The organism is Streptomyces sp. NBC_00442, assembly GCF_036014195.1.
Classification (GTDB): domain Bacteria; phylum Actinomycetota; class Actinomycetes; order Streptomycetales; family Streptomycetaceae; genus Streptomyces.
In genome coordinates this window covers 1,661,479-1,687,259 of record NZ_CP107918.1, presented here as the reverse complement: position 1 = coordinate 1,687,259, position 25,781 = coordinate 1,661,479, and the positions used below count along the sequence as shown (strand labels likewise).

Annotated in this window: 21 protein-coding genes; 13 read left to right on the top strand and 8 right to left on the bottom strand. The window is 73.2% G+C overall.

The window, feature by feature from the left end:
- Nucleotides 1–31: 31 nt before the first annotated feature.
- Both OG432_RS07385 and OG432_RS07380 read right to left on the bottom strand, forming a co-directional pair.
- Entirely contained in the window at nt 32–478 is a 447-nt protein-coding gene (locus OG432_RS07385) for a DUF4439 domain-containing protein (protein ID WP_328308949.1), read from the bottom strand.
- Complete coding sequence (locus OG432_RS07380; RefSeq protein WP_328308946.1) at nt 475–981, bottom strand: hypothetical protein; 507 nt, start codon at nt 979–981, stop codon at nt 475–477. Before OG432_RS07380 ends, OG432_RS07385 begins: the two co-directional genes overlap by 4 nt.
- A 226-nt stretch (nt 982–1,207) precedes the next feature.
- Here OG432_RS07380 and rimP point away from each other — a divergent pair, with 226 nt between their 5' ends.
- The 13 genes from rimP to OG432_RS07315 all read left to right on the top strand — a co-directional run bounded on the left by rimP (nt 1,208) and on the right by OG432_RS07315 (nt 15,840).
- Nucleotides 1,208–1,780 carry a ribosome maturation factor RimP gene (gene rimP / locus OG432_RS07375; protein ID WP_328308944.1) on the top strand — a complete coding sequence of 191 codons (573 nt, stop codon included), beginning with the start codon at nt 1,208–1,210 and terminating at the stop codon, nt 1,778–1,780.
- A 2-nt stretch (nt 1,781–1,782) separates the two neighbouring features.
- Nucleotides 1,783–2,772, top strand: a complete 990-nt coding sequence (nusA, locus tag OG432_RS07370; protein WP_328308942.1) for a transcription termination factor NusA — start codon at nt 1,783–1,785, stop codon at nt 2,770–2,772.
- Nucleotides 2,773–2,916: 144 nt separating this feature from the next.
- Entirely contained in the window at nt 2,917–3,195 is a 279-nt protein-coding gene (locus OG432_RS07365; RefSeq protein WP_328308940.1) for a YlxR family protein, read from the top strand.
- Between the two features lie 148 nt (nt 3,196–3,343).
- Nucleotides 3,344–6,484, top strand: coding sequence for a translation initiation factor IF-2 (gene infB / locus OG432_RS07360; protein ID WP_328308938.1), 3,141 nt, complete (start codon nt 3,344–3,346; stop codon nt 6,482–6,484).
- A gap of 154 nt (nt 6,485–6,638) precedes the next feature.
- Nucleotides 6,639–6,932 (top strand): DUF503 domain-containing protein, encoded by a 294-nt coding sequence (locus OG432_RS07355; protein ID WP_267056714.1) that lies wholly within the window; start codon nt 6,639–6,641, stop codon nt 6,930–6,932.
- A 33-nt stretch (nt 6,933–6,965) separates the two neighbouring features.
- Nucleotides 6,966–7,409: a 30S ribosome-binding factor RbfA gene (rbfA, locus tag OG432_RS07350; RefSeq protein ID WP_328308933.1), complete on the top strand. Its 444-nt coding sequence runs from the start codon at nt 6,966–6,968 to the stop codon at nt 7,407–7,409.
- Nucleotides 7,406–8,311, top strand: coding sequence for a tRNA pseudouridine(55) synthase TruB (gene truB / locus OG432_RS07345; RefSeq protein WP_328308931.1), 906 nt, complete (start codon nt 7,406–7,408; stop codon nt 8,309–8,311). The genes rbfA and truB overlap by 4 nt, the downstream gene beginning before the upstream one ends.
- A gap of 182 nt (nt 8,312–8,493) precedes the next feature.
- Nucleotides 8,494–12,075: a trypsin-like peptidase domain-containing protein gene (locus OG432_RS07340; RefSeq protein WP_328308929.1), complete on the top strand. Its 3,582-nt coding sequence runs from the start codon at nt 8,494–8,496 to the stop codon at nt 12,073–12,075.
- A gap of 44 nt (nt 12,076–12,119) precedes the next feature.
- Nucleotides 12,120–13,094: a bifunctional riboflavin kinase/FAD synthetase gene (locus OG432_RS07335; RefSeq protein WP_328308927.1), complete on the top strand. Its 975-nt coding sequence runs from the start codon at nt 12,120–12,122 to the stop codon at nt 13,092–13,094.
- A 228-nt stretch (nt 13,095–13,322) separates the two neighbouring features.
- Complete coding sequence (locus tag OG432_RS07330) at nt 13,323–13,718, top strand: SAV_915 family protein (RefSeq protein ID WP_328308925.1); 396 nt, start codon at nt 13,323–13,325, stop codon at nt 13,716–13,718.
- Entirely contained in the window at nt 13,715–14,017 is a 303-nt protein-coding gene (locus OG432_RS07325; RefSeq protein ID WP_328308923.1) for a DUF6317 family protein, read from the top strand. Before OG432_RS07330 ends, OG432_RS07325 begins: the two co-directional genes overlap by 4 nt.
- Nucleotides 14,018–14,027: 10 nt before the next feature.
- Complete coding sequence (locus OG432_RS07320) at nt 14,028–15,356, top strand: WXG100 family type VII secretion target (RefSeq protein ID WP_328308921.1); 1,329 nt, start codon at nt 14,028–14,030, stop codon at nt 15,354–15,356.
- Nucleotides 15,334–15,840: a hypothetical protein gene (locus OG432_RS07315; RefSeq protein ID WP_328308919.1), complete on the top strand. Its 507-nt coding sequence runs from the start codon at nt 15,334–15,336 to the stop codon at nt 15,838–15,840. Before OG432_RS07320 ends, OG432_RS07315 begins: the two co-directional genes overlap by 23 nt.
- Here the strand turns inward: OG432_RS07315 and OG432_RS07310 are convergent.
- The 6 genes from OG432_RS07310 to OG432_RS07285 form a co-directional block, all read right to left on the bottom strand.
- Entirely contained in the window at nt 15,827–16,819 is a 993-nt protein-coding gene (locus OG432_RS07310; RefSeq protein WP_328308917.1) for an ABC transporter ATP-binding protein, read from the bottom strand. The genes OG432_RS07315 and OG432_RS07310 overlap by 14 nt on opposite strands.
- A gap of 16 nt (nt 16,820–16,835) precedes the next feature.
- On the bottom strand, nt 16,836–17,804 hold the full coding sequence (locus OG432_RS07305; RefSeq protein ID WP_328308914.1) for an ABC transporter ATP-binding protein: 969 nt from the start codon (nt 17,802–17,804) through the stop codon (nt 16,836–16,838).
- A complete protein-coding gene (locus OG432_RS07300; RefSeq protein ID WP_328308912.1) occupies nt 17,801–18,709 on the bottom strand; it encodes an ABC transporter permease in 909 nt (302 codons plus the stop codon). Before OG432_RS07300 ends, OG432_RS07305 begins: the two co-directional genes overlap by 4 nt.
- A gap of 43 nt (nt 18,710–18,752) precedes the next feature.
- A complete protein-coding gene (locus tag OG432_RS07295; RefSeq protein WP_328308910.1) occupies nt 18,753–19,820 on the bottom strand; it encodes an ABC transporter permease in 1,068 nt (355 codons plus the stop codon).
- Nucleotides 19,821–19,823: 3 nt separating this feature from the next.
- A complete protein-coding gene (locus tag OG432_RS07290; protein ID WP_328308908.1) occupies nt 19,824–21,674 on the bottom strand; it encodes an ABC transporter substrate-binding protein in 1,851 nt (616 codons plus the stop codon).
- A gap of 251 nt (nt 21,675–21,925) precedes the next feature.
- Nucleotides 21,926–25,561: an SCO5717 family growth-regulating ATPase gene (locus tag OG432_RS07285; protein ID WP_328308906.1), complete on the bottom strand. Its 3,636-nt coding sequence runs from the start codon at nt 25,559–25,561 to the stop codon at nt 21,926–21,928.
- Between the last annotated feature and the right edge of the window lie 220 nt (nt 25,562–25,781).

Here is a 25,781-nt window from a genome sequence, read left to right as displayed (position 1 = left end):
TGCCCCTTGCTCAGGTACTAGCCGGTGGAACTCAGGTACGGGCCGGCGGGACCGGCGCACTCGGGCGTTCCGCGAGCCCAGGAAAGGCTACGCTCCCGCCCCGCCAGCGCACGGCCCGTACCGCGGCCTCCCGCAGCGCGGCGGCCGCGTCCCGACGCAGCGCCCCCGCGGCGGACCGGACGAGGTCGGAGTAGACGCCGGCGACCCGGTCCTCCAGTTCCGCGGCGAGCCGCAGCGCCGCCGCGGCGTCGGGCACGGCGAACGGCAGCGCGTACGCGGCGGCCGCCGCCACCGGCGATCCGCCCAGGTCGCGCACGGTACGGGCCAGCGAGTCGCGGCGGGAGCGGTGGGCGGTGGCGGCCTCGCGCGCCTCGGCGGCGCGGGCGCCGGAGAGCCGCCCGCCGAGTACCCCGTACCCGTACACCGCCGCGTGTTCGGCGGCCAGCGCGGCCTGCGCCGCGTCCAGGGGCTCGCTCATCGGACACCTCCGGCGAGGAGATAGGCGTGCCCCGCGCCGGAGGCCGACACCGAGGCGAGCAGGCGGGCGAGCTCCGGCGGCGCGGTGGCGAGCGCCGTCAACTGGGCCTCGGACGTGCGGCGTTCGGCCTCCGCGAGTTGCTTGACGGCCTCGTCGGCGTCGGAGGGGACCGTCGAGACCGTGTCCGGGGCGGCGGACGGGGACGGCGCGGCCGGGGCGGTGGGGGAGTGGGAGGGCGCGGGAGCCGCGGCGAGCGCCGTGACGTGCTGGGCGGCCTGGTCGCGCAGCGGCGCGAGCCGGGGCCGCAACGCCGGGTGCATCGCGAGGACCGCGTCGTACTGGGCGACGAGGGCCCGGCTCGCGGCGGAGGTCCTGGCGCGCAGCGCCGTCTCCGCGCGGGCCGCCGCCTCGCGCGCTCCGGCCGCCGCGCCGCCGCTCTCGGACGGGCCCCGCGAGCAGCCGGTCAGGAGGCCTGCCGTCGCCGCGCCCGTCACGGCCAGCACACGCCGTCGTGTGGTCCCCGGGTGCCCCACGTGTCACTCCCCTGTGTGCCGGTCCGCCGGTGACCGAGTGATCACCGCAGGCGAGCGTACCCGCGGGCCCGGGGCCGTGGACGGCAACACCCTTCCGGACCGGATACCCTTTGATCTGACGGCGGCGGTCGGCACGACGCCACCGTGTGCGACGACGATCCCCCACAACAGCAGACGCGGCCGAGGAGTCACCCGGATGAGCACGACCCAGAGCGACAGGCTGCGCGGTCTCCTTGAGCCGCTCGTCAGCGCGAAGGATCTGGACCTCGAGGAGATCGAGGTGACCCGGGCAGGCCGTCGGCACGTGCTGCGGATCGTGGTCGACTCCGACGAGGGCGTGGAGCTCGACGCCTGTGCCGAACTGAGCAGGGCCGCCGCCGAGGTGCTCGACGAGAGCGACGCGATGGGCGACGGCGAGTACGTCCTCGAAGTGACGTCGCCCGGTGCCGAGCGCCCCCTCACCGAACTCCGCCACTACCGGCGTGCCACCGGGCGCCTCGCACGGCTCCAGCTGCACAGCGGCGACGAGCTGGTCGCGCGGATCCTCGAGGCCAACGACGACGGCATCGACACCGAGATCCCGGGTGTGAAGGGGCGCAAGCCCACCGCCCGCCGGATCGGCTTCGCCGAGATCGCCAAGGCGCGGGTCGAGATCGAGTTCAACCGCAAGGACGGAAAGAACGAGATCGCAGCAGACAGCGAGAACGACATCCCCGACGACAGTGACAGTGACCGTCACATCGACAACGACAACGAAGAGGAGGCGTAGCCGTGGACATCGACATGAGTGCCCTGCGGGGTCTGGTCCGGGAGAAGGAGATCTCCTTCGACCTGCTGGTCGAGGCGATCGAGTCGGCGCTCCTCATCGCCTACCACCGCACCGAGGGCAGCTTCCGGCGTGCGCGCGTGAAGCTCGACCGTGAGAACGGTCATGTCACGGTGTGGGCGAAGGAAGACCCGGCCGACCTCGAAGAGGGCCAGGAGGCCAAGGAGTTCGACGACACCCCCTCCGACTTCGGCCGGATCGCGGCGAGCACCGCCAAGCAGGTCATCCTGCAGCGCCTGCGCGACGCCGAGGACGACATCACCTTCGGTGAGTTCGCCGGGCGTGAGGGCGACGTCATCACCGGCGTCGTCCAGCAGGGCAAGGACCCCAAGAACGTGCTGGTCGACATCGGCAAGATGGAGGCCATGCTGCCGGTGCAGGAGCAGGTGCCGGGCGAGGAGTACACGCACGGGCTGCGCCTTCGCACGTACGTCGTTCGGGTGGCGAAGGGCGTGCGCGGTCCGTCCGTGACGCTGTCGCGCACCCACCCGAACCTCGTCAAGAAGCTGTTCGCCCTGGAGGTCCCGGAGATCGCCGACGGATCGGTGGAGATCTCCGCGATCGCCCGCGAGGCCGGTCACCGCACGAAGATCGCGGTGCGCGCCACGCGCAGCGGCCTCAACGCCAAGGGCGCCTGCATCGGCCCGATGGGCGGCCGGGTCCGCAATGTGATGGCCGAACTTCACGGTGAGAAGATCGACATCGTGGACTGGTCGGATGACCCGGCCGAGATGGTGGCCCACGCGCTGTCCCCGGCCCGGGTCTCGCGGGTCGAGGTCGTGGACCTCGCGGCCCGTTCCGCCCGGGTGACCGTGCCGGACTACCAGCTCTCGCTGGCCATCGGCAAGGAGGGCCAGAACGCCCGCCTCGCCGCGCGGCTGACGGGCTGGCGCATCGACATCCGCCCGGACACCGAGCAGCCCGACGAGGACTGAGCGGTTTCCGCGGGGCCGAGGGGTCCGGCGGGAATAAGAACTGGCCCGGCCCCGTTCGACGGGGCAGGGTGAAGCTTTCTGGACAACAACCGTTCGATTTTTGCCCCCAAGGGGTGAGGTCGCTACGGGGAGGTAGACTTAAACGTGTCTGGCCGGACGCACGCCCGCGCCTGCCCTGAGCGAACCTGCGTGGGTTGCCGGGAGCGAGCGGCCAAGAGCGATCTGCTGCGCATCGTGGTGATCGAGGGTGCTTGCGCCCCTGATCCTCGCGGTACGCTGCCCGGCCGGGGTGCGTACGTCCACCCCGCCTCGGTCTGTCTCGACCAGGCGGTCCGCCGCCGGGCGTTCTCCAGGGCCTTCCGGGCCAAGGAGGCGCTCGACACCGCGGATGTGCGGAACTACGTCGAGCAGGCGGCAACGTAAGAAGAAGTACGGCACGGAATCCCGTGCGGTCAGGTACCTCGCGAGTTGGAAGTAGGTCGAGATTGCGATGAGCACTCGATGAGTACGCGATGAGTACGCCCATGAAGTAGCGACGGTCCGGCGGTAACCCGGACCTAAAAGGAGCGAAGTGGCTAAGGTCCGGGTATACGAACTCGCCAAGGAGTTCGGGGTGGAGAGCAAGGTCGTCATGGCCAAGCTCCAAGAACTCGGTGAATTCGTCCGTTCGGCGTCCTCGACGATCGAGGCGCCGGTTGTACGCAAGTTGACTGACGCACTGCAGGGGCCCGGCGGCAACGCCGGCAAGTCCGCTGCGAAGCCCGGCGCGCCCCGCAAGGCCGCGCCTGCAAAGCCCGCGGCGCCCGCCGCGGCACGTCCCGCTGCCCCGAAGCCCGGCGCCCCGGCCCCCAAGCCGGCCCCCGCCGCGCCTGCGGCCCCGGCCGCGCCGGTCAGCCCGGCGGCCCCGGCCGCCCCGGCGAGCAGCACCCCCTCTTCTCCGGCTCCGGCCGCCTCGGGCCCCCGCCCGGGTCCGAAGCCCGCCCCGGCCAAGCCGGCCCCGGTCACCCCGGTGCCCGCCGCCGAGTTCTCGGCTCCGGCTCCGGCCCAGCCCGCGGCGCCCTCCCAGGCCCCGCGTCCCGCCGGTGCCACCCCCGGCCCGCGTCCCGCCGCGTCCCGTCCGGCTCCGGCCGGCGGTCAGCGTGACGGCGGCCAGCGCGACGGTGGCCGTGGCGGCGACCGTCCGGCCCGCCCCGCGGGTCAGGGCGCTCCCCGTCCGGGCGGTGCCCGTCCGGCCGGTCCGCGTCCCGGCAACAACCCGTTCACCTCGGGTGGCTCCACCGGAATGGCGCGCCCGCAGGCGCCCCGTCCCGGCGGTGGCGCCCCGCGTCCCGGCGGTGCCGGTGCCCCCGGTGGCGCCCCGCGTCCCCAGGGCGGCCCCGGCGGCGCTCCGCGTCCGCAGGGTCAGGGCGGCGCCCGTCCGAGTCCGGGCGGCATGCCCCGTCCGCAGGGCGGCGCTCCGCGTCCCGGTGGCGGTGCCCCCGGCGGCAACCGTCCCAACCCCGGCATGATGCCGCAGCGTCCCGCGGCCTCCCCGCGTCCCGGCGGCGGCCCCGGTGGCCGTGGTCCCGGTGGCCCCGGTGGCCGTCCGGGTGGCGGCGCCGGTCGTCCCGGTGGCGGCGGCGGCTTCGCCGGCCGTCCGGCCGGTCCCGGTGGCGGCGGTCGTCCCGGTGGTGGCGGCGGCTTCGGCGGCCCCCGTCCGGGTGGCGGCGCTCCCGGTGGTGGCGGCGGCTTCGGCGGTCGTCCCGGATTCCAGGGCCGTCCCGGTGGCCCCGGTGCCCGTGGTGGCACGCAGGGTGCCTTCGGCCGTCCCGGCGGGCCCGCCCGTCGTGGCCGCAAGTCGAAGCGCCAGAGGCGCCAGGAGTACGAGGCCATGCAGGCCCCGTCGGTGGGCGGCGTCATGCTGCCTCGCGGCAACGGACAGTCCGTCCGCCTGTCGCGCGGTGCCTCGCTGACCGACTTCGCCGAGAAGATCGGCGCCAACCCGGCGTCGCTCGTCGGCGTGATGATGAACCTCGGCGAGATGGTCACCGCCACGCAGTCCGTCTCCGACGAGACGCTGAAGCTGCTCGCGGACGAGATGAACTTCGTCCTGGAGATCGTCAGCCCCGAGGAGGAGGACCGCGAGCTGCTCGAGTCCTTCGACATCGAGTTCGGTGAGGACGAGGGTGGCGAGGAACTCCTCGTCGCGCGTCCGCCGGTCGTGACCGTCATGGGTCACGTCGACCACGGTAAGACCCGCCTTCTGGACGCGATCCGCAAGACGAACGTCGTTGCGGGCGAGGCCGGCGGCATCACGCAGCACATCGGTGCGTACCAGGTCGCCACCGAGGTCAACGGTGAAGACCGCAAGATCACCTTCATCGACACCCCGGGTCACGAGGCGTTCACCGCCATGCGTGCCCGTGGTGCCAAGTCCACCGACATCGCGATCCTCGTGGTGGCGGCGAACGACGGTGTGATGCCCCAGACGATCGAGGCGCTGAACCACGCCAAGGCGGCCGACGTGCCGATCGTGGTCGCGGTCAACAAGATCGACGTCGAGGGCGCGGACCCGACCAAGGTGCGCGGTCAGCTCACCGAGTTCGGTCTGGTGGCCGAGGAGTACGGCGGCGACACGATGTTCGTCGACATCTCCGCCAAGCAGGGCCTCAACATCGAGTCCCTCCTGGAGGCCGTCGTCCTCACCGCCGACGCCTCGCTCGACCTGCGGGCCAACCCGGAGCAGGACGCGCAGGGCATCGCGATCGAGTCCCACCTGGACAAGGGCCGCGGCGCCGTCGCGACCGTCCTGGTCCAGCGAGGCACGCTGCGCGTCGGCGACACGATGGTCGTGGGCGACGCCTACGGCCGTGTGCGCGCCATGCTCGACGACAAGGGCGAGAACGTGGAAGAGGCGGGTCCCTCGACCCCGGTCCTCGTCCTCGGTCTCACCAACGTCCCGGGCGCCGGCGACAACTTCCTGGTCGTCGACGAGGACCGTACGGCCCGTCAGATCGCCGAGAAGCGTGCCGCCCGTGAGCGCAACGTCCGCTTCGCCCGCAAGGGTGTGCGGTTCTCCCTGGAGAACCTGGACGAGGCCCTCAAGGCCGGTCTGGTGCAGGAACTCAACCTCATCATCAAGGGCGACGCGTCCGGTTCGGTGGAGGCCCTCGAGTCCTCGCTGCTCCAGCTCGACGTCGGCGACGAGGTCGACATCCGCGTCCTGCACCGCGGTGTGGGTGCGGTCACCGAGTCCGACATCAACCTGGCGACCGGCTCCGACGCGATCGTCATCGGCTTCAACGTCCGCGCAGCGGGCCGCGCGGCCCAGATGGCGGACCGCGAAGGCGTCGACGTCCGGTACTACTCGGTCATCTACCAGGCGATCGAAGAGATCGAAGCGGCCCTCAAGGGCATGCTCAAGCCGGAGTACGAAGAGGTCGAGCTCGGCACGGCGGAGATCCGCGAGATCTTCCGCTCGTCCAAGCTGGGCAACATCGCCGGTGTCCTGGTCCGGTCGGGCGAGGTCAAGCGCAACACCAAGGCGCGCCTGCTGCGCGACGGCAAGGTCATCGCGGAGAACCTCAACATCTCCGGCCTCCGTCGCTTCAAGGACGACGTCACCGAGATCCGCGAAGGCTTCGAGGGCGGTATCAACCTCGGAAACTTCAACGACATCAAGATCGACGACGTCATCGCGACGTACGAGATGCGCGAGAAGCCGCGCGGCTAGTCCGCGAGGCTGACCCGTACCTCAGCAGTCGGGGCCGATCGGCGGGAAGAATATTTCCGTCGATCGGCCCCGGCCGTTCCGGTACGGTTCTGATGTCCCTGCCAAGTCTTTGGCGGGGTCCTCTAACCCGTACCGGCGGGACATCCGGACATCCATGTACGTGGGGACGCTGTCCTTCGATCTGCTCCTCGGCGACGTACGGTCGCTGAAGGAGAAACGCTCCGTCGTCCGGCCCATCGTGGCCGAGCTCCAGCGCAAGTACGCGGTGAGCGTGGCGGAGGTGGGTGACCAGGACCTGCACCGCAGGGCCGAGATCGGCCTGGCGGTGGTGTCCGGGGACACGGGGCACCTGACAGAGGTACTCGACCGGTGCGAGCGGCTTGTGGCCGGCCGGCCCGAGGTGGAGCTGCTCTCGGTGAGACGCAGGCTCCACGGCGACGAAGACTGAACACCGAGCAAGGCTTGAGAAGGAGAAGGACCAGTGGCCGACAACGCGCGGGCGAAGAAGCTGGCGGACCTCATCCGAGAGGTGGTGGCCGAGAAGCTGCTGCGTGGCGTCAAGGACCCGCGCCTCGGAACACACGTCACCATCACGGACACCCGGGTCACCGGCGACCTGCGGGAGGCCACGGTCTTCTACACGGTGTACGGGGACGACGAGGACCGGGCCGCCGCCGCGGCCGGCCTGGAGAGCGCCAAGGGCATCCTGCGCTCCGCGGTCGGTGCCGCCGCCGGCACCAAGTTCACCCCCACCCTGACGTTCATCGCGGACGCGCTCCCCGACAACGCCCGGACCATCGAGGACCTCCTCGACAAGGCGCGGGCCTCCGACGCCGCGGTGCGCGAGGTGTCCTCGGACGCCAAGTTCGCCGGCGACGCCGACCCGTACAAGAAGCCCGGCGACGAGGACGACGCCACCGAATGAGCACCGCAGCAAAGACGCCCGACGGCCTTGTCATTGTCGACAAGCCGTCGGGCTTCACTTCGCACGACGTCGTGGCCAAGATGCGCGGCATCGCCAAGACCCGCCGTGTCGGCCACGCGGGCACCCTCGACCCGATGGCGACCGGGGTGCTCGTCCTGGGCGTGGAGCGAGCCACCAAGCTCCTCGGCCACCTCGCCCTGACGGAGAAGGAGTACCTCGGTACGATCCGGCTCGGCCAGGACACCGTCACCGACGACGCCGAGGGCGAGATCACCTCCTCCACCGACGCCTCCAAGGTGACCCGCGAGGGCATCGACGCGGGCGTCGCGGAGCTGACCGGCGCCATCATGCAGGTGCCGTCGAAGGTCTCCGCCATCAAGATCGACGGCAAGCGGTCCTACGCGAGGGTGCGCGGCGGCGAGGAGTTCGAGATCCCGGCCCGCCCGGTGACCGTGTCCTCCTTCCGTGTCTACGACGTCCGCGAGGCCGTCGCCGAGGACGGCACGCCCGTCGTCGACCTGGTCGTCTCGGTCGTCTGCTCCTCCGGCACCTACATCCGCGCGCTCGCCCGCGACCTCGGGGCCGCGCTCGGCGTCGGCGGCCACCTCACCGCGCTGCGCCGCACCCGCGTCGGCCCCTACGGCATCGACGCCGCCCGCACCCTGGACCAGCTCCAGGAATCCCTCACCGTGATGCCGGTCGCCGAAGCCGCGGCCGCCGCCTTCGCGCGCTGGGACGTGGACCAGCGCCGCGGCGGGCTGCTGCTCAACGGCGTACGCCTGGAGATGCCCGACGAGTACGAGACGGGCAAGCCGGTCGGCGTGTTCGGACCCGGGGGCGCGTTCCTCGCGCTGGTCGAGAACCAGAAGGGCAAGGCCAAGAGCCTCGCCGTCTTCGGCTGAGCGGCCCACCGTGGAGCGGGCGGCCGGCCCGCTCCACGATCCCCCTCGCAAGGGGTCTATCCGCCGGACCTGGGCAATTCACCCCTTCGAGCGGGCGCTCGGAGTGAATCACGGGGGCACAGGGGGGCGCTTTCCCCGGGAGTCCTTCTCGGGCGGATCACCCCAGAACTACCGTTTCGGACATGGGACGCGGGGCTGACGGCGAGGGCGCGCAGACGCTCGTAAGGATCTGTGACCTGGCCGGAAGAACCCGGGGAACGGGATTCGTCGCCGACGACCGGGGGACCGTCGTCACCAGCCACGAAGCCGTCGACGGACTGAGCAGGGTCGTCCTCCACGCGCCCGGCGAGCGGACCTGGCTCGCCGAGGCCGACGACCTCACCCCGCTGCCCGGCGCCGGCCTCGCCCTCGTGCGCACCGACGGGCTCGGGCTGCGGCCGCTGCCCATCTCCTCGCGGGCCGGGACCGGCGCGGGAACCTATGTGCGGGTCGCCGCCCACGGCTGGCGCGAGGCACGCGTCCTCGGCGCATCGGCCGTCACCTACACCGCCACCGACCGCTTCCATCTCCTGGACGGCGTACTGGAGTTGGCGATCGGCACGGCCGGCAGCGAGGCCATGCGGCTCGGCGGCGAGGCCAGCGGGGGGCCCGTCGTCGACCCCGTGACCGGAGCCGTCGTCGGGGTGGTGGGGACCGCGCTGCACGCATCCCACCCGGCCTCCGGCTTCGCGGTGCCGCTGCGCGCGGCGCACGGGCCGCTCGCCGAACTGCTGGCGCGCAACGCCGCCACCGTGCCCGCCTACGGCACCGATCTGAACCTCGCCGGAGCGCTCCAGCTCACCGCCACCTCCGTGGGATCCGTCGGCGGCCCCAGCGTGTGGCAGGACCCCGTGGAACGGCCCGCCACGCTTGCGGAGTTCGCCGCGTTCTGCGCGGGCGAGGCCCTGGTACTCGGCCTCGTCGGTGACCCCGGCACCGGCCGCACCACCGAACTGGCCGCGTTCGCCGCGCGCAGGGCCCGCGGCGCCGAGCCCGCGCCGACGCTGTGGCTGCGCGGCGCGGACCTGCGCGCCGACGACACCTCGGTGGCCGACGCCGTCGCACGCGCCCTGACGCAGGCGGCGCGGATCGTCGCCGCCCCCACGGCGCCCGGTGAGGGAGCGGCCACACCGGACCGGGTGGCGCGGCTCGCCCTCGACGCCCGCCGGCCGCTGCTCGTCCTGCTCGACGGGCCGGAGGAGATGCCGCCCGTGCTGGCCCACCGCCTCGACGACTGGAGCGCCGCGACCGCCGACTGGCTCGGCGCCGCCGGAGCGCGCATGATCGTCGCCTGCCGGCCCGAGCACTGGGAGCAGGCCGGCGCGCACTACCCGCGCGGCGCCCTGCATCCGGCGCCGCAGTCCCGCCTGCCGGACTGCGTACGCATCGGCGACCTCGGCCGCGAGGAAGCGGAGCGGGCCCGCGAGCGCTACGGCATCCCGGCCGGCGCCCTCGCCGAGCGCGACGGACGGCACCCTTTGACGCTGCGTCTGCTCGCCGAGGTACGGACCGCGCTGCCCGGCGGCATCGAGGGCAGGCCCGAACGGGAGGAGGTCTTCCGTGCCCACCTGGACCTGATGTGCCTGCGGATCGCGGTGCGCGTCGCCGCGTCCGCCCGCCCCCCGGTGCGCGGCAGCGGCGTGCGCCGGGGGGCGGCCCGCGTGGCCGGGCAGGTGCACGAGGCGGCCCGCCGCTGCCTCGGCCCCGGCCAGGGCGAGCTCGACCGGGAGTCGTTCGAGGAGATCTTCCCGTGGCGTACGGGGTCGGCGTCCGCGGTGCTCACCGAGGGTCTGCTCGTGCCGGCCGGCTCCGGCTACCGGTTCGCGCACGAGGAACTCGCCGACTGGGTGCAGGCGGCCCACCTCGACCTCGACGCCGCACTGCACGCCCTGGTGCACCGCTGGTACGACGGGAGCGACCCGCAGCCCGCGCAGGCCGTGCGGCTCCCCTCGCGCCCCGCCGTCAGTGCCGTCCCGCCGGGCCACGTGCCGCCCCCGCCGGGATCGGGCCGGGCCCCCACCGCCCGCTCCCTGCCGGTGCCCCGGCACCGCATCGGGCCCGTCCTCGAAGCCCTGCTGCTGCTCGCGAGCGAGCAGGGATCCACCCAACTCGCCCTGAAATTCAAGGAGTTGGTGGACGTCCTCGACCGGTCGCCGGCGGCGGGCGCCGAGCACGGCCGCGTCGCCGACGCGCAGTGGTGGGCGGTGCACCTGCTCACCGAGGCCCTGCTGCGCGTCCCCGACGTACGGCCCTACCAGGAGGTACTGCGGCTGCTCGCGGACCGCATCGGCCGCCGCTCGGTACGGGACGGCGGACCGGTGAACCTGGGCCCGCTCGGGGAGTTCGGGCCCTGGTTCTGGACGCGGCTGCGGCTCGGCGAGGCCGAGAGGTTCGACCTCCTGCGCCGTCTGGTGCCCGCCGACGGCGTACCCGGGGCCGCGCCCGGCTGGGACCGCTACCTCGACGCCGTCGACCGGCGGCTCGCTGGCGACCCCACCGCCGTACAGCCGCTGTTGTGCCGCTGGTTCACCGACGAACGACCGCTGCCCGTGGAGCCAGGGGCTCCGGTGCGGCCCACCGTCGCCCGTGCCGCCCAGGCCCTCCTGTACGCACGCCGGACGCTCGCCGTCGACGACCTCACCGAGGCACTCGTCGCCTCGGGACACGTCCGCGCCGAGGAACTCCTGGCCCAGCTCTCCGAGGACGAGCCGTCGGCGCTGTGCCGCGCCGTGGACCGCTGGGCCCACGACGAACGGCCCGAACGGCGTGCCGCGGCCGCCGCCCACGGGCCGCGCGTCGCCCCGCGCGCCCCCACCGCGGCCGACCGCGACCTGCTGCGCTACGCCGCCCTCGCCCTGCTCGCCCGCCACGAGGACGCCGCCCTGCACGGCGCGGCCCTCGACCTCCTGATCCGCGACCCGCGCACCCGCGCCCGCCACCTCGACCGGGCGCTGGCCCGCTACGCCGCGAGCGACCCCGGGCTCACCGCCCCGGCCCTCGCCGCCGCCCTCACCACCCACCCCGAGCCCGTCCTCGCCGCCCTCCAGGCGCGGCTGCGCGGCGCCGGCGCCGGGACGGCCGACATCCTCCGAGCGCTCGCGGAGATCGACACCCCGGCCCTGGCCCGTCGCGCCGCCGCCCTCGTCCAGGACCACGCCGAGCACCACCCCGAAGCGGCCGCGCAGGTCGCGGCCTTCGTGGACCGGCGCCTCGAATACGGCCCCGCCGCGCGCGCGGTGCTGTTCCCGATGGTGACCAGCCTGCTGCGCGGCAGCGGCCATCCCGAGGTGCGGTGTGCGCTCGCCCCCGTCCTCGCCGCGCCCGGCACGCGGGCCTCGCGCCCGCTGCGCGCCGAGCTGCTCGACGCGCTCCTGTCCTTCGAGCGCCACGCCGCACGGGACCTGGCCGTCGTGGACGCCCTGCTCGGCGCCGCGGCGCGCGGCTCGGGCCGGCGGGCCGAGCCGCGCACCCGCGACCTCGTCCACCGCACCGGGCTCCTCTTCGCCCGTACGCCCGAGGGCGCGGCGTGCTTCGACCGGCGCCTTGTCGAGCTGTGCGAGCAGGTGCCCGGGTTCGCCGCGCAGGTCGCCGGATGGCTGTTCCAGGCTCCGCACGAATGGGCCGCGGTGGTCGGTCCCGACGCCCGCCGGACCGTGGAGTCGCTGGGGACTCCCATGCCGATGCGTTCCCGGGCCGCCGGGCATGGCAGTCTTAGACCTGCATGACGCGTAAGGGTCAACGACGTACACGGGTTCGAGGAGCGGTCACAGTGCAGCGCTGGCGTGGCTTGGAGGACATCCCCCAGGACTGGGGACGCAGCGTCGTCACCATCGGCTCCTACGACGGGGTGCACCGCGGACACCAGCTGATCATCGGGCGGGCCGTGGAGCGCGCCCGCGAGCTCGGCGTGCCGTCCGTCGTGGTCACCTTCGACCCGCACCCGAGTGAAGTCGTGCGGCCCGGCAGCCACCCGCCGCTGCTCGCCCCGCACCACCGGCGCGCGGAACTGATGGCCGGGCTCGGCGTCGACGCGATCCTCATCCTCCCCTTCACCAGCGAGTTCTCGAAGCTGTCGGCCGCCGACTTCGTGGTGAAGGTCCTGGTCGACAAGCTGCACGCCAAGCTCGTCGTCGAGGGTCCCAACTTCCGCTTCGGCCACAAGGCCGCGGGCAACGTCGAGGTGCTCGCCGAACTCGGCCGCACCTACGACTACGAGGTCGAGGTCATCGACCTGCGGGTGCGCGGCGAGGCGGGCGGCGGCGAGCCGTTCTCCTCCACCCTGACCCGCCGCCTGGTCACCGAGGGCGACATCGAGGGCGCCGCCGAGATCCTCGGCCGTCCGCACCGCGTCGAGGGCGTCGTCGTGCGCGGCGCCCAGCGCGGCCGCGAACTCGGCTACCCGACGGCCAACGTCGAGACCCTGCCGCACACCGCGATCCCCGCCGACGGCGTCTACGCCGGCTGGCTCACAGCGGCGGGCGAGCGGATGCCCGCCGCGATCTCGGTCGGCACCAACCCCCAGTTCGAGGGCACCGAGCGCACGGTGGAGGCGTACGCCATCGACCGCGTCGGCCTCGACCTGTACGGACTGCACGTCGCCGTCGACTTCCTCGCCTATGTGCGCGGCATGGCCAAGTTCGACTCCATCGAGGACCTCCTCGAAGCGATCGGCAACGACGTGAAGCGGTCGACGGAGCTGATCGAGGCGTACGAGGCGGAGCGGAACCAGCCCCCGCGGAACTAGCCCCTGCGGAACCGGCTCCGCCGGGCGCCGCGCCGAAGGTCACGCGATCCGGCCAATCCGATCCGGTCAAACGCTGGTCAAAGAGCGATCCGAAACCGTCCAAGTCCTGGCATCCATTGCGCATGGGTGCAGGGTATGGGCGGTTTCTGGCGTTCGGGTCCCTTGTGCCGCGCGTAGGTTGAGCGCCGATTCACCCCACCTCCCAACCCACCCCACAAGGGGGAACGCGTGGGCGAGCAGTCCGTGTCCCGCCTCCTGGACCTGGTCGGCGACGTGCCGGCGCAGGGCGCTCAGCAAGGCGTACCGCCGTACCACACCCCGGTGTTCATACCGGCCCATCCGCGCTACCCCGGCGGCGGAGCGGCGCCGTGCGTGGACTACGAACTCCTGGCCCGTCCATCGGGTCCGCCCGTCCCGGTCGCGTTCACCAGCCTGCACGGCCTCGTCGACGCCCTCGGCCCGGCCCAGCCCTGGGTCGCCGTGTCGCTGGGCCCGTTCACCGAGACGATGCGGCAGTCCAAGCTGCCCAGGGTGTGGCTCGATCCGGTCGTCGCCCCGGGCGGTCGCCGATGGCGCGCCGAGGACCTGGAGCGCGCGTACGGCGCCGCGGAGGCCTCCGCATGAGCGCCGACCTGAAGCTGGTCCTCGCGGACCTGAACGCGATGGCGGGCACCTTCCACACAGAGGCCGAGAACTACCGCAAGCTGCACCAGAACGTGACGCCGGCGATCGCCGGTTCCGGGGACGCCGGATGCGACGCGGCGATCAAGGCGATGGCCGACCTCATCGCCGGTCTGCACGACAAGCTGTCGGACCGCCTCGACGACCGCAGCGACAAGCTGCGGTACGCGCACGACTCGATGCAGCGCCACGACATCGACGTGCACGGCCTGTTCGACGACCTGATGAAGGACCGCACATGAAGGACCGCACATGACGGACAGCTGGGTCGGCGGTGACATCGGCGCACTGCGCACCATGGGGGAGGCCTACAAGAAGGCCAAGACGGACCTGGAATCCATCGTGAAGCCGCTGAGCGGCAGCGTCGAGGCGCTCGCGAAGGACACGGGGTGGCAGGGCGAGGCGGACGAATCGTTCCGGGCCAAGTGGACCGAGGACGCCATGACGGCGGGCGGATTCGCCGAAATGGTCCAGGCGACCGGCGAGATCCTCACCGACCTCGCGGACCACCTCGCCACGGCACAGGCCGCGCTCCAGAACGCGGAGGACGTCGCGGTGCGGGCCGGAGCGCCGATCCAACCCCTGGGCGTGCCAGGCCAGTTGATGACCAGCACCCATCCGGACGCCGCCGAGCAGAAGGCCATCAAGGCGCTCACCGACTACGGCACGGTACGTGACGAAATCCTGCACACCGCCCAGCAGGCGCGCCTGGACGCGGCGGAGGCGCTGGAGAAGCTGTACGCGGAGGACACCACGGCGGTTTCGCCCGGCGACAAGGTCACCATCGCGGACTATCTGCGCGGCCTGTACGCCTATGACTCGGAACGGACGCGGGTCAAGGGAAATCGTGCCGCCACGCTGCTGGACGACGCCAAGAAGGAAGCCGACGACGCGAAGAAGGACCTGCGCGCCGAACGCAAGGCGTGGCAGAAGGCCGGCAGGGCGCTGCCCGACGACGCCGGGGTCCGCGTCGCGTACAAGGACGCGCTGAGCAAGCTCGACAGCCTGGAGACGGACATCGCCCGCGGCGAACACGGCAGTTCGAAGCTGCCCTACGACCACGTCCTCAACACGAAGATCGCGGACGTGGCGGAGACGCTGAGGGCGGGCAAGGCCCTGGAGAGCGTTCCGGAGTTCCTGCGGGAGCTTCCGGTGGTGGACGTCGCGGCGGCGAGCGTCTGCGGGCTCCTGGAAGCCAAGGACGACCACGACAAGGGGTGGTCGTGGACGCACTCCGTGGTGGTGGACGGAGGGGCCGCCCTGGGAGGGCTCGCCGCGGGTGCGGGCGCGACAGCGGGCCTGGTGGCCGCGGTGGGGCTCATCGCGAGTTCGGAGGTCACCGTCCCAGTGGCCGTGATCGCCGGAGTCGGCGGCGCCGTGGTCATCGGCGCGACCGACATCATCGACGAGAGTTTTCACGAGCACTGGAGTGAGGACATCCACGACCACGGGGTCGTGGGCGGCATCTGGCACGGCACCGGCAATGTGCTGTCGAACACCGGGGACGACCTGAAGCGCGTCGGCGAGGACGCGCTCGGCGCGGGAAAGAAGGCGTGGAATGGGTTCAAGGGTCTCTTCTGAGAGCGTGGGCCCCGCGAAACTCCCCATCGTCGGGACCACGTGGTACCGCAGGGGCCCCGCCTACTGGCTGCGCCGCATCGCGTTCGTCGGGTTCATGCTGATCGTGATGGGCCTGATGTTCGGGGTGACGCTGAGCATGTTCGTCAACGCCGTCGACGGCCTGAGCGACGGCTGGCGCCACTTCTGCGACGTCCTTCAAGCCGTCGCCTCCACCGGCGCCGCAGGCTGGGGCTGGACCTACGCTCGCCGCAAGGCGCGGCAGGTGCAGGCGAAAGCCGCGAGCCCGGCGGAGACCTGGCGGCAGCACCAGTACCAACAGCGCCGGGCGCCGGGTCTGGCGAGCGCGGGCCGACTGCCGGCGCTCCTCCTGCTGCCCTTCATGGCGCCCGTGTTCGCGTGGGTCCTGGGGGCGCTCCTCGCCACGGCCTTCGCGCGCGAACTCCCCTCCGAAGCCGGCGCCCGCAAGGCGCTCACCCGGCCCTGACCGCCGTCGCCCAGTGGCACGCCACCCGCGCCGCCGGGCCGCCCGCGAGGACCGGCGGGTCGTCCGTGCGGCAGCGTTCCGCGACGCCCGCCCGGTCGGCCTCGCCCGAGGCCAGGATGTGGCAGCGGGCGTGGAAGCGGCAGCCGCCGGGGATGCGGGCGGGGTCCGGTGGCTCGCCCGTCAGGACCACCGGGTCGCCCGGGGACTCCGGAAGGACCGACAACAGGGCCTGCGTGTACGGGTGTTGGGGGCGGATCAGGACGTCCTCGACCGGGCCCGTCTCCACGATACGGCCCAGGTACATCACCGCCACCCGGTCCGCGATGTTCCACGCGAGGCCCAGGTCGTGGGTGACGACGAGGGCGGACAGGCCGAGTTCGTCCCGCAGGCGCAGCAACAGGGCCAGGATCTCGCCGCGTACCGACGCGTCGAGCGAGGCCACCGGCTCGTCCGCGACGATCAGTTCGGGGGACAGGACGAGGGCGCCCGCGATCACCACGCGCTGGCGCTGGCCGCCCGACAACTCGTGCGGGTAGCGCAGGAAGAACCGCTCGGGAGGGCGCAGGCCCGCCCGGGACAGCGCGTCGGCCACCAACTCCCGCTCGTCGCACGGCGATCCGTGGATGCGCAGGCCCTCGGCGACCGCGTCGTACACCGTGTGCCGGGGGTTGAGGGAGCCGCTCGGGTCCTGGAGGACCAGCTGGACCCGTCTGCGGTACGCCTTGAGCGCGCGCGGACGGTGGTCGAGCGGGCGGCCGGCGAAGCTCACGCAGCCCGCGGTGGGGACGACCAGGCCGAGCAGGGCGCGCGCCAGGGTCGTCTTGCCGCACCCCGACTCGCCGACCAGGGCGACGATCTCGCCCGCGCCGACGGTGAGTTCGACGCCGTCGACCGCTCGGGCCGGCGCGGCGCCGCGCCGCCCGGGGAAGGTGACGTGCAGGCCGGCGGCGCTGAGCAGCGGGCCCGGCGTGGTGGTCATGCGGTGCTCCTCGGCGTCATGCGGTGCTCCTCGGAAGGGAACCGGCGTGGACGCAGGCCGCCCGGTGGTCGGGTCCCGCGGCGCGCAGCGACGGGTCGTCGACGGCACAGACGCCGGTCGAGACCGGGCAGCGCGGATGGAAGGCGCAGCCCGGCGGCAGCGCGGACGGGTCGGGCGGATCGCCCGGCAGTCCGCGGGGCGCACGGCGCGACGCCGGATCGCCGATGCGGGGGAACGCCGCCGACAGGGCCCGGCCGTAGGGGTGATGGGCCGCCGCGTAGACCGCGCGCGCCGGGCCCTCCTCGACGACGCGGCCCGCGTACATCACCGCGAGCCGGTCGCAGGTGTCGGCGAGCACCGCCAGATCGTGGCTGATCATCAGCAGGCTGATGCCCCGGTCGGCCACGAGCCGCTCGATCAGCCGCAGGATCTGGGCCTGGATCATCACGTCGAGTGCCGTCGTCGGCTCGTCCGCGACGATCAGGTCCGGGGCGCACGCCAGCGCCATCGCGATCATCACGCGCTGGCGCTGGCCGCCGGACAGTTCGTGCGGGTGGGCGTCGGCGCGCGCGGCCGGCAGGCCCACCTGTTCGAGCAGCCGGGCGACGCGCTCGCGGGCCCCGGCCGGTGACGCGAGGCCGTGCAGCACGATCGGCTCGGCGATCTGGTCGCCGACCCGGTGCACCGCGTTGAGCGAGTGCATCGCGCCCTGGAACACGATGGACGCGCCCGCCCAGCGGACCGCCCGCAGCCGCCCCCACCGCATGGTCAGGACGTCCTCGCCGTCGAGCAGCACCTGCCCGGTCGTCCTCGCCGACGCGGGCAGCAGCCGCAGCAGCGCCATCGCCAGGGTCGACTTCCCGCAGCCCGACTCGCCCGCGATGCCGAGCGCCCGGCCCGGCTCGATCCGCAGGTCGACCCCCCGCACGGCCGCCGCGCCGGTCCCGTACGTGACGTGCAGGTCCTTGATCTCCAACAGGCTCACCGGACCCCCAGCTTCGGATTGAGGACGGCTTCGACGGCCCGGCCGCAGAGCGTGAACGACAGCGCCACCAGGGCGATCGCGATGCCGGGCGGCGCCAGGTACCACCAGTGGCCCGAGGAGACCGCGCCCGCCTCGCGGGCGTCCTGGAGCATGCCGCCCCACGACACGACCGTCGGATCGCCCAGGCCCAGGAAGGCGAGGGTGGCCTCGGTGAGGATGGCGTTGGAGATGCCGAGCGTCGTCTGCGCGAGGACGAGCGGCATCACGTTCGGCAGGACGTGCCGGTTCATGACGTGACCGTGCCCGCCGCCGAGCGCGCGGGCACGCTCGATGTACGGGCGCGACTCGACCGCGATGGTCTGCGCCCGCACGAGCCGGGCCGTCGTCGGCCAGGACGTCACCCCGATCGCCAGGACCACCGTCCACAGACTGTGCGACATGACGGTGGCGAGCACGATGGCGAGCACCAGTGTGGGCATCACGAGGAACCAGTCGGTGACCCGCATCAGCACCGTGGCGAGCCGGCCCCCGAAGTGCCCGGCCAGGATGCCGACCAGCGTGCCGATCGCCACGCTCAGCGCGGCCGCGAGCAGCCCCACCGCAAGGGAGATCCGGGCGCCCCAGACCAGCAGTCCGAGCAGGGAACGCCCGAACTGATCGGTTCCCAGCGGGAATCGGGCGCTGGGCGGCTCCAGGGGGCCGCCGGGCGCACTGGTCACGCTCTGGACGTCGTCGCCGGCGGTGAGCGGCGCGGTCAGCGCCAGCAAGCCGATCACGGCGAGGCCGGCGAGACCGTACAGGCCGGACCGCTGCGTACGGTAGGCGCGCCAGAAACGGGTCACCGAGTCGCGGCGGCGCGCCCAGGCCAGGGAGCCCGACGTGCCGGGGGCAGAGGTCGCGGTCACCGGCCCGCCCCCGGCACGGGCTGCGGCACGTACGGGGTCGTCGTCATCGGCCCACCCTTGGATCGAGCAGCGGATAGAGCAGATCGGCCAGCAGGTTCATCACGATCATCGCGCCCGCGAAGACCATGAACAGGCCCTGCACCAGCGGCAGATCGGGCACGCTGAGCGCCTGGTAGAACAGGCCGCCGAGCCCCGGCCAGGAGAACACCGTCTCCACCAGGATCGAACCGGCCGCCACATGGCCCAGATTGATGAACAGCATCGTGACCGTGGGCAGCAGCGCATTGGGCACCGCGTGGTGGCGGCGCACCGCGACATCGCGCAGCCCCTTCGCGCGGGCCGTCGTCAGATAGTCGCCGCCCATCTCGTCCAGGAGCGAGGAGCGCATGACGAGCAGGGTCTGTGCGTACTGCACCGCGACCAGCGTGAGCACCGGCAGTACCAGGTGGTGTGCCACGTCCAGGACGTAGGAGAAGCCGCTCGTGTCGCCGGACTCCATGCCCCCGGTCGGGAAGAGGCCCGGGACCGGGCCCGCCCCCACCGAGAACGTGATGATGAGCAGCAGCCCGAGCCAGAACGACGGCACCGACCACAGCGTCAGCGCCAGCCCCGTGTTGAACCGGTCGCCCATCCCCCCGCTGCGCCAGGCCGAGCGGGTGCCGAGCCAGATGCCGAGCGCCGAATACAGGACGACGGCCGTCCCCGTCAGGAGCAGCGTCGCCGGCAGCTTCTCTGCGATGAGCGAGCCGACCGGGGCATGGAACTGGTACGAGGTGCCCAGATCGCCCGTGAGCGCCTTGCCGCAGTAGTCCGTGAACTGCTGCCACAACGGCAGATCGAGTCCGAACTGGCTTCTCAGAGCCGCCAGTTGGCCGGCCGAGACCTGCCGGCCGTGGGTCATGGTGCGGACCGGATCGCCCGGAACGATCCGGAACAGGAAGAAACTCGTGACGAGGACGGCGAACAGGGAGACCACCGCCCCCGCCAGTTTGCCGCCCACATAGCGCAGATAGGTGAGCGCCGGGCCCGCGGCCGCCAGACGGCGGCCCCGCGGACCGCTGCGCGCCTCGACGACGGCGGCGGGAGTCTCGGCCGGACTCGCGGTGGTCATCGGCTACTCACGGTCGTCGGCCCCGGCGCGGCGGCGCAGGACCAGGAACGAGCCGAGCCCGGCCAGGACCACGGCGCCCGCGACGATCCCGAGGACGAGCCCCGCCGATGCGCCACCGCGCGGCCCGGCGCCCGCGCCCGCCCCGGGCACCGCCGACCACCAGCTCCAGTAGCCGTCCTGCCCGTAGATGTTGCCCGCGGCCTCGGGCATCGTCGTGATCGCCGCGATCCGGTCGGTGCGGTACGCCTCGACCGCGTTGGGGTACGCCATGACGTTGATGTACCCGGTGTCGTACAGCCGCGACTCCATCCGCTTGACCAGGTCCGCCCGCTTGGCGGTGTCGTATTCGGCCACCTGCCGCGCGTACAGCGCGTCGAACCGCCCGTCGCACACGAAGTCGTCGGTCTGTCCGCTCACCTTCGGCGTCGCGGGCAGCGCGGCGCAGGTGTGGATGGACAGCACGTAGTCGGGGTCGGGGCTGACCGAGTAGCCGTCCAGGGCGAGGTCGTACTCGCCGGCCGCCCACGGGTCGGTGACGTTGTCGACGCAGTCCACCGTCAGGCCGATGCCGAGCCTGCCCCACCACTCCTGGAGGTACTTGCTGATGGCCTTGTCATTGGGATCGACGGCGTGACAGAGCAGGCGCAGGGACAGCGGCTTCCCGTCCCTGCCGAGCCGCTTCCCGCCCCCTCCCGCGCGGTAGCCGGCCGCGTCGAGCAGCGCCGCCGCCCGCGCCGGATCGTAGGAGATCTTCTGTGCGGCGGCCGGCGTCCAGAAGTAGTCGGCGAACCGGGGCGGGATGTAGCCCTGGCCTTCGACGGCGTGCCCCTGGAACACCTTGTCGACGAGGGTCCCGCGGTCGATGGACGCGAACAGGGCCCGGCGCACCTTCGCGTCGAGCAGCGCCGGATTGCCGTCGCCGAACCTCGTCCCGTCCCGTGACCGCGCACCGGGGTTGGTGGCGAGCGCGAGGAAGCGCCGGCCGGGCGCGTCGTTGACCTTGATGCCCGGGGCGGACTTCAGTGAACTCGCCTGTGCGGGCGTCAAGTTGGAGACGAAGGACACCTCGCCCTTGCGGAGTGCCGCGACCGCCGCGTCATTGTCCTTGTAGTACTTGAAGACCAACTCGTCGAACCGGGGCGCGCCCCGCCAGAAGCTCCTGTTCGGCTTCAGCTTGATGTACTGGTCGACCTTGTAGTCGGTCAGGACGAACGGCCCGTCGCCGACGACCGGGAAGTGCTGATCGTTGTTGAACTTGGTGAAGTCGCCGACCTTCTCCCACACGTGCGCCGGCACGATCGGCACGTCCAGCGCCGTCATCGTCGCCTGGGGGCGCTTCAGCTCGATGACGAGCGTGGCCGGGCCGCGCGCGGTGACCTTCTTGAAGTTCGCGACGAAGCTGCCGTTGGCGGTCGCCGCGCCCTTGTCGCTCATCATCGTGTTGAACGTCCAGGCCGCGTCCCGTGCGGTGACCCGCTGCCCGTCCGACCACAGCGAATTCCCCCGGATGGTGTACGTCCAGGTGAGCTTGTCCGGCGATGCCTTCCACGCGGTGGCGAGGCCCGCGATCGCATGACCGTCCTTCGGGTCGTAGTCCGTCAGGTACGGGTACATCAGGCGGTGCACGCTGGTGCTGATCACCCGCTGTGCGAGGAAGGGACTCAACGAGTCGACGCTCTGCGATACGGCGGCCGTGAGCACCTTCCGCCCGGCCTTGGCGTCGTCGGCCGTGACTCCCCGCGCGGGGGGCGGGCCCGCCGCGGTGAGCGCGAGCGCGGCCGTGAGGGCGGCGGCCGCGAGGCTGCGGGGCCGCGACGGCCGAAGGGCCCGGTGCGACGGGACAGTTCTTGCCATGGACGGTGACCTCGCGTCATCACTCGCGCGGGAAGGCGCACGGGAAAGCAGGGCTGAGCGCATGGTTGATCGCGGGCGGATCGTCGGTCGAACCGGGGGGGCAGGGGCGTAGGCGGCGGGCGTGGGCGAAGGTTTACCAGGGTGGTCTAGACGTGTCAACGACGCGCGGCAGGCCATTTGGTCTGCGAAAACACCGAAGGGCCCACACCGTACGAACGGTGTGGGCCCTCATTGGTCCAGTCCGGGACGTCCTACTGCTGAGGCGCCGACGGCGGCTGCGGAGCGTGGCCGCCACCCTCCTGTCCGGGCCATCCCGGCGGGGGCACGGACCCCTGCGGCCCGGGTTCGCCGGGCGCGCCTTCACCGACGGGCTGCTGCTGCCACCCGGGGGGCGGCAGCGGGGCGCCGGGGTAGGGCTGGCCGGGTGCGGGCTGGCCTGGCTGGCCGGGCTGCGCCGCGTACGGCTGCCCCGGGAAGTGCTGGCCGGGGGCGCCGGGGGCACCCGGCATCGGCTGGTGCGCGCCGGGCTGCGGCTGGCCGGGCTGGAACTGGCCCTGGTCCGGGAGCGGTTGACCGGGCTGCGGCTGCGCCTGGTTCGGGAACGGCCGGCCGGGCGCGGGCTGACCGGGCTGGGCCCCGTACGGCTGGCCCGGCTGCGGCTGGGCCTGGTGGGGGAAGGGCGGGCCGGATGCCGGCTGCCCCTGCACGGGGTAGGGCTGACCCGGGTGCGGTTGTGCCTGCGGCTGCGGCTGCGGCGGGCCGGGCTGGAACTGCTGCCCGGGGTACGGCTGGGCCTGCTCCGGATACGGCTGCCCGGGGGCGCCCTGCCCGCCCGGCATCGGCGGCGCGAGACGCGGCGGCGGGTTGTGGCCGTCGCCCGTCCACAGCCCTTGCTGCTGCTGGGCCCGTACGAAGTCCTCGGCCACCAGCGCCGAGAGGTTGAAGTACGCCTCCCGGGTCTTGGGCCGCATCATGTCGAGGTCCACCTCGGCGCCGGCCGCGAGGTGTTCGTCGAACGGCACCACGACCACACCGCGGCAGCGCGTCTGGAAGTGCTGCACGATGTCGTCCACCTTGATCATCTTGCCGGTCTCGCGGACCCCGGAGATGACGGTGAGCGAACGCTGCACGAGGTCGGCGTACCCGTGCGCGGAGAGCCAGTCGAGCGTGGTGGAGGCGCTGGACGCACCGTCCACCGAGGGCGTCGAGATGATGATCAACTGGTCGGCGAGATCGAGCACGCCCCGCATCGCGGAGTACAGCAGACCGGTGCCCGAGTCGGTGAGGATGATCGGGTACTGCTTGCCCAGGACGTCTATCGCACGCCGGTAGTCCTCGTCGTTGAACGTCGTGGACACCGCCGGGTCCACGTCGTTGGCGATGATCTCCAGACCGGAGGGCGCCTGCGAGGTGAAGCGGCGGATGTCCATGTACGAGTTGAGGTACGGGATCGCCTGGACGAGGTCGCGGATGGTGGCCCCGGTCTCGCGGCGCACCCTGCGGCCGAGCGTGCCCGCGTCCGGGTTGGCGTCGATCGCGAGGATCTTGTCCTGCCGCTCGGTGGCCAGGGTCGCGCCGAGCGCGGTCGTGGTGGTGGTCTTGCCGACGCCGCCCTTGAGGGAGATCACCGCGATCCGGTAGCAGGAGAGCACCGGCGTGCGGATGAGGCCGAGCTTCTGCTGCCGCTCCGCTTCCTCCTTCTTGGCGCCGAACTTGAAGCGCGAGGCTCCGACGGCCGGGCCCCGGCTGCTCTTCGGCTTGGGCTTGTTGTTGCGCAGCAGCCGGTCGGAGGAGAGCTCGACGGCGGCCGTGTATCCGAGCGGGGCACCGGGCATCGACCGCTCACGCTGGTCGTGCGTCACCGGCGAGGGCCACGCGGTCCCGGACCGGGGATCCACGGGCTGCGCCTGCGGCGGCACGCCGTCGCCCTGCGGGCCCTGCTGGGGGAAGCCGTAACCGCCTTGCTGGGCGGCGGAGTCGGGGGCGCCGTTCGGTGCGGGGAAGCGCGGGTCCGCCGACGGGCCGGGCCCGGGGGCCGCTCCCTGGTGCGGGAAGCCGTAGCCGCCCTGCTGGGGCGTCCCTTCCGGGGCGGGCGCGTCCGGTGCGGGTGCCTGCTGCGGGAAGCCGTAACTGCCCTGCGGGGCCGCGGGGGCGGGTGCGGCGGGCGGGGTCGCGCTCGGGTGCGGGAAGCCGTAACCACCCTGCGCCGCCTGCGAGTTGGGGGCGCCGGGCGGGTACGCGCCCTGCTGCGGGAACCCGTACCCGTTCGGCTGCTGCGGCTGTGGCTGCGGCTGCTGTGGCCATGCGGGTGCCGGGGCGGTCTGATCCTGTACACCGGCCGGCGTCGGCTGCGCCTGCGACTGCACCGGCCATTGGGGCGCCGCGGCGGGCGCCGCGGGCTGGAACGCGGGCGGAAGCGGGGGCAGTCCGGGCTGCTGCTGCTGCTGCTGCTGCGGCTGCGGCTGCGGCTGCGGGCTCGCGGCCCACGGCTGGTCGTTGGGCGCGGGGGCCGCGTCCTGGGGCTCCGGGGCGGTGGCGTCCGCCGGCACGCTATCCGCGAGCGGCGCGGCATCGGCGACGGGCGCGGCGTCCGCGAGCGGCACCGCGTCGGTGACGGGTGCGGCGTCCTGCGGGGCGGGCGGGGTGTCCCGCGGGACCGGCGCGGCGTCCGCGTGAGGCGTGGGGCCGGCCGGTGCGGAGTCCGCGGTCCCGGCATCAGAAGCCGAGCCGTCGGCGGGGACGGCGTCGGCGGTGTCGGCGTCGGCCGAGCGCGAGGCGGTGTCGGCGGCGGCCGGGGCAACGAGGGGAGCGGGCGGCGTGCCGTCGGCCGATGCGGTGTCCCGGCGGGATCCGGCCTCCTGCTCGCCGCCCGGCGTCTCGGCTTCGGCTGCCTGGGAAGCCGCGCTGGAGCCGGAAGCCGCGCTGGCGTCGGGAATCACGGTCGTCCCGGACGCCTCTTCGTCGCCGGCCGGAGCGGCGGACGTACCGTCGAAGCGCGGGTCGGGCGAGTCGTCGGCGGCGGATGTGCCGAACGGCGGGGCGTCGGGGCCGGTCGGGCCCGTCACCTCCTCGTCCCCTGGGTGCGTCGGGCCCGCGGTGTTCGCCGCGCTCGGCGAGTCCGTTCCGTCGGCCGGGCCCGTCGTGTTCGCGGAGTCCGGCGCCGTGTTCGCGGAGTCCGGACCGCTCGCCAGGTGCGCCGCGTTCGAGGGCGCGACCATGTCGGGCGCCCCGGCATTCGGGCTGTCGGTGCGGTCGGCCGCCCTGGCGGGATTCGCCGGGCTGCCGGAGTCCGCCGCCGGGCCGGAGCTCTGGGGCGTCGCGGGTGTCTCGGGCGCGGGGTGGCCGGAAGGCGAAGCTGACGTGCCGTCGGTATCCGGCGCGGGGGCGGATTCGCCCCGCGCCGCCGCCGCTGCCGCTTCGAGCTGCGCGAACTCCCGCTTCAGCGCGGAGGGGGAGAAGCGCATCGTGGCGCCGCTCTCGATGTCGCCGCCGCCGAACGCCTGGCTCTCGTCCGCGGGACGGTGGGCGTCGGGGGAGGGCGCGGAGGACACGGGACCCGGCTGCACGGGGCCCGGCTGCACGGGGCCCGGGAAGGCGGGCTGCGGCGGGGCCGGGCTCCAGCTCGGCTGGAAACCGCCGGACTGCGGAAGCCCCGGAACGTCGAGGGGCGCACCCACGGGCGGCGGCAGCGGAGGCCCCGCGGCGCCGGCCCGCTGGTCGGGACCCGGCGCCGGGGGCGGCGGCGGGGTGTCCTGCGCGCCCTGCGTGTACCAGGCGGGAGGGGTGTAGTCGATGGTGAACTCACCCGTGGTCTCGGGATCGGCGTCGGACCGATTCTCGTCGCGCGCGTTCCCGCCGGTGCGGAACTGGTCCTGGTCGCTGTTCACCGGTTTCCTTTCGTTCGCCTGTGACCGGGTGGAGGTCGTGAGGTCCCATGGGCATGTACGGGCGGGGGTGGGCTGCGCCCGTGCGGTGGGCGCGGAACCGCACGCGGTCGTCCGCCCCGCCCACCACGAGCGCCGCGACATCCGCGGACGTACGGAACCGTACGGAACCGTACGGACGACGCACGCTCGCCATGGGGTCCCTGCCCCCGGTCCGTCCCAC

Bases quoted from the DNA above. Each gene is read 5' to 3' on its own strand.
- OG432_RS07385 (WP_328308949.1), bottom strand. From the start codon at position 478: ATGAGCGAGCCCCTGGACGCGGCGCAGGCCGCGCTGGCCGCCGAACAC.
- rimP (WP_328308944.1), top strand. From the start codon at position 1,208: ATGAGCACGACCCAGAGCGACAGGCTGCGCGGTCTCCTTGAGCCGCTC.
- OG432_RS07355 (WP_267056714.1), top strand. From the start codon at position 6,639: ATGTACGTGGGGACGCTGTCCTTCGATCTGCTCCTCGGCGACGTACGG.
- truB (WP_328308931.1), top strand. From the start codon at position 7,406: ATGAGCACCGCAGCAAAGACGCCCGACGGCCTTGTCATTGTCGACAAG.
- OG432_RS07340 (WP_328308929.1), top strand. From the start codon at position 8,494: ATGGGACGCGGGGCTGACGGCGAGGGCGCGCAGACGCTCGTAAGGATC.
- OG432_RS07325 (WP_328308923.1), top strand. From the start codon at position 13,715: ATGAGCGCCGACCTGAAGCTGGTCCTCGCGGACCTGAACGCGATGGCG.
- OG432_RS07320 (WP_328308921.1), top strand. From the start codon at position 14,028: ATGACGGACAGCTGGGTCGGCGGTGACATCGGCGCACTGCGCACCATG.
- OG432_RS07315 (WP_328308919.1), top strand. From the start codon at position 15,334: ATGGGTTCAAGGGTCTCTTCTGAGAGCGTGGGCCCCGCGAAACTCCCC.
- OG432_RS07310 (WP_328308917.1), bottom strand. From the start codon at position 16,819: ATGACCACCACGCCGGGCCCGCTGCTCAGCGCCGCCGGCCTGCACGTC.
- OG432_RS07295 (WP_328308910.1), bottom strand. From the start codon at position 19,820: ATGACCACCGCGAGTCCGGCCGAGACTCCCGCCGCCGTCGTCGAGGCG.
- OG432_RS07290 (WP_328308908.1), bottom strand. From the start codon at position 21,674: ATGGCAAGAACTGTCCCGTCGCACCGGGCCCTTCGGCCGTCGCGGCCC.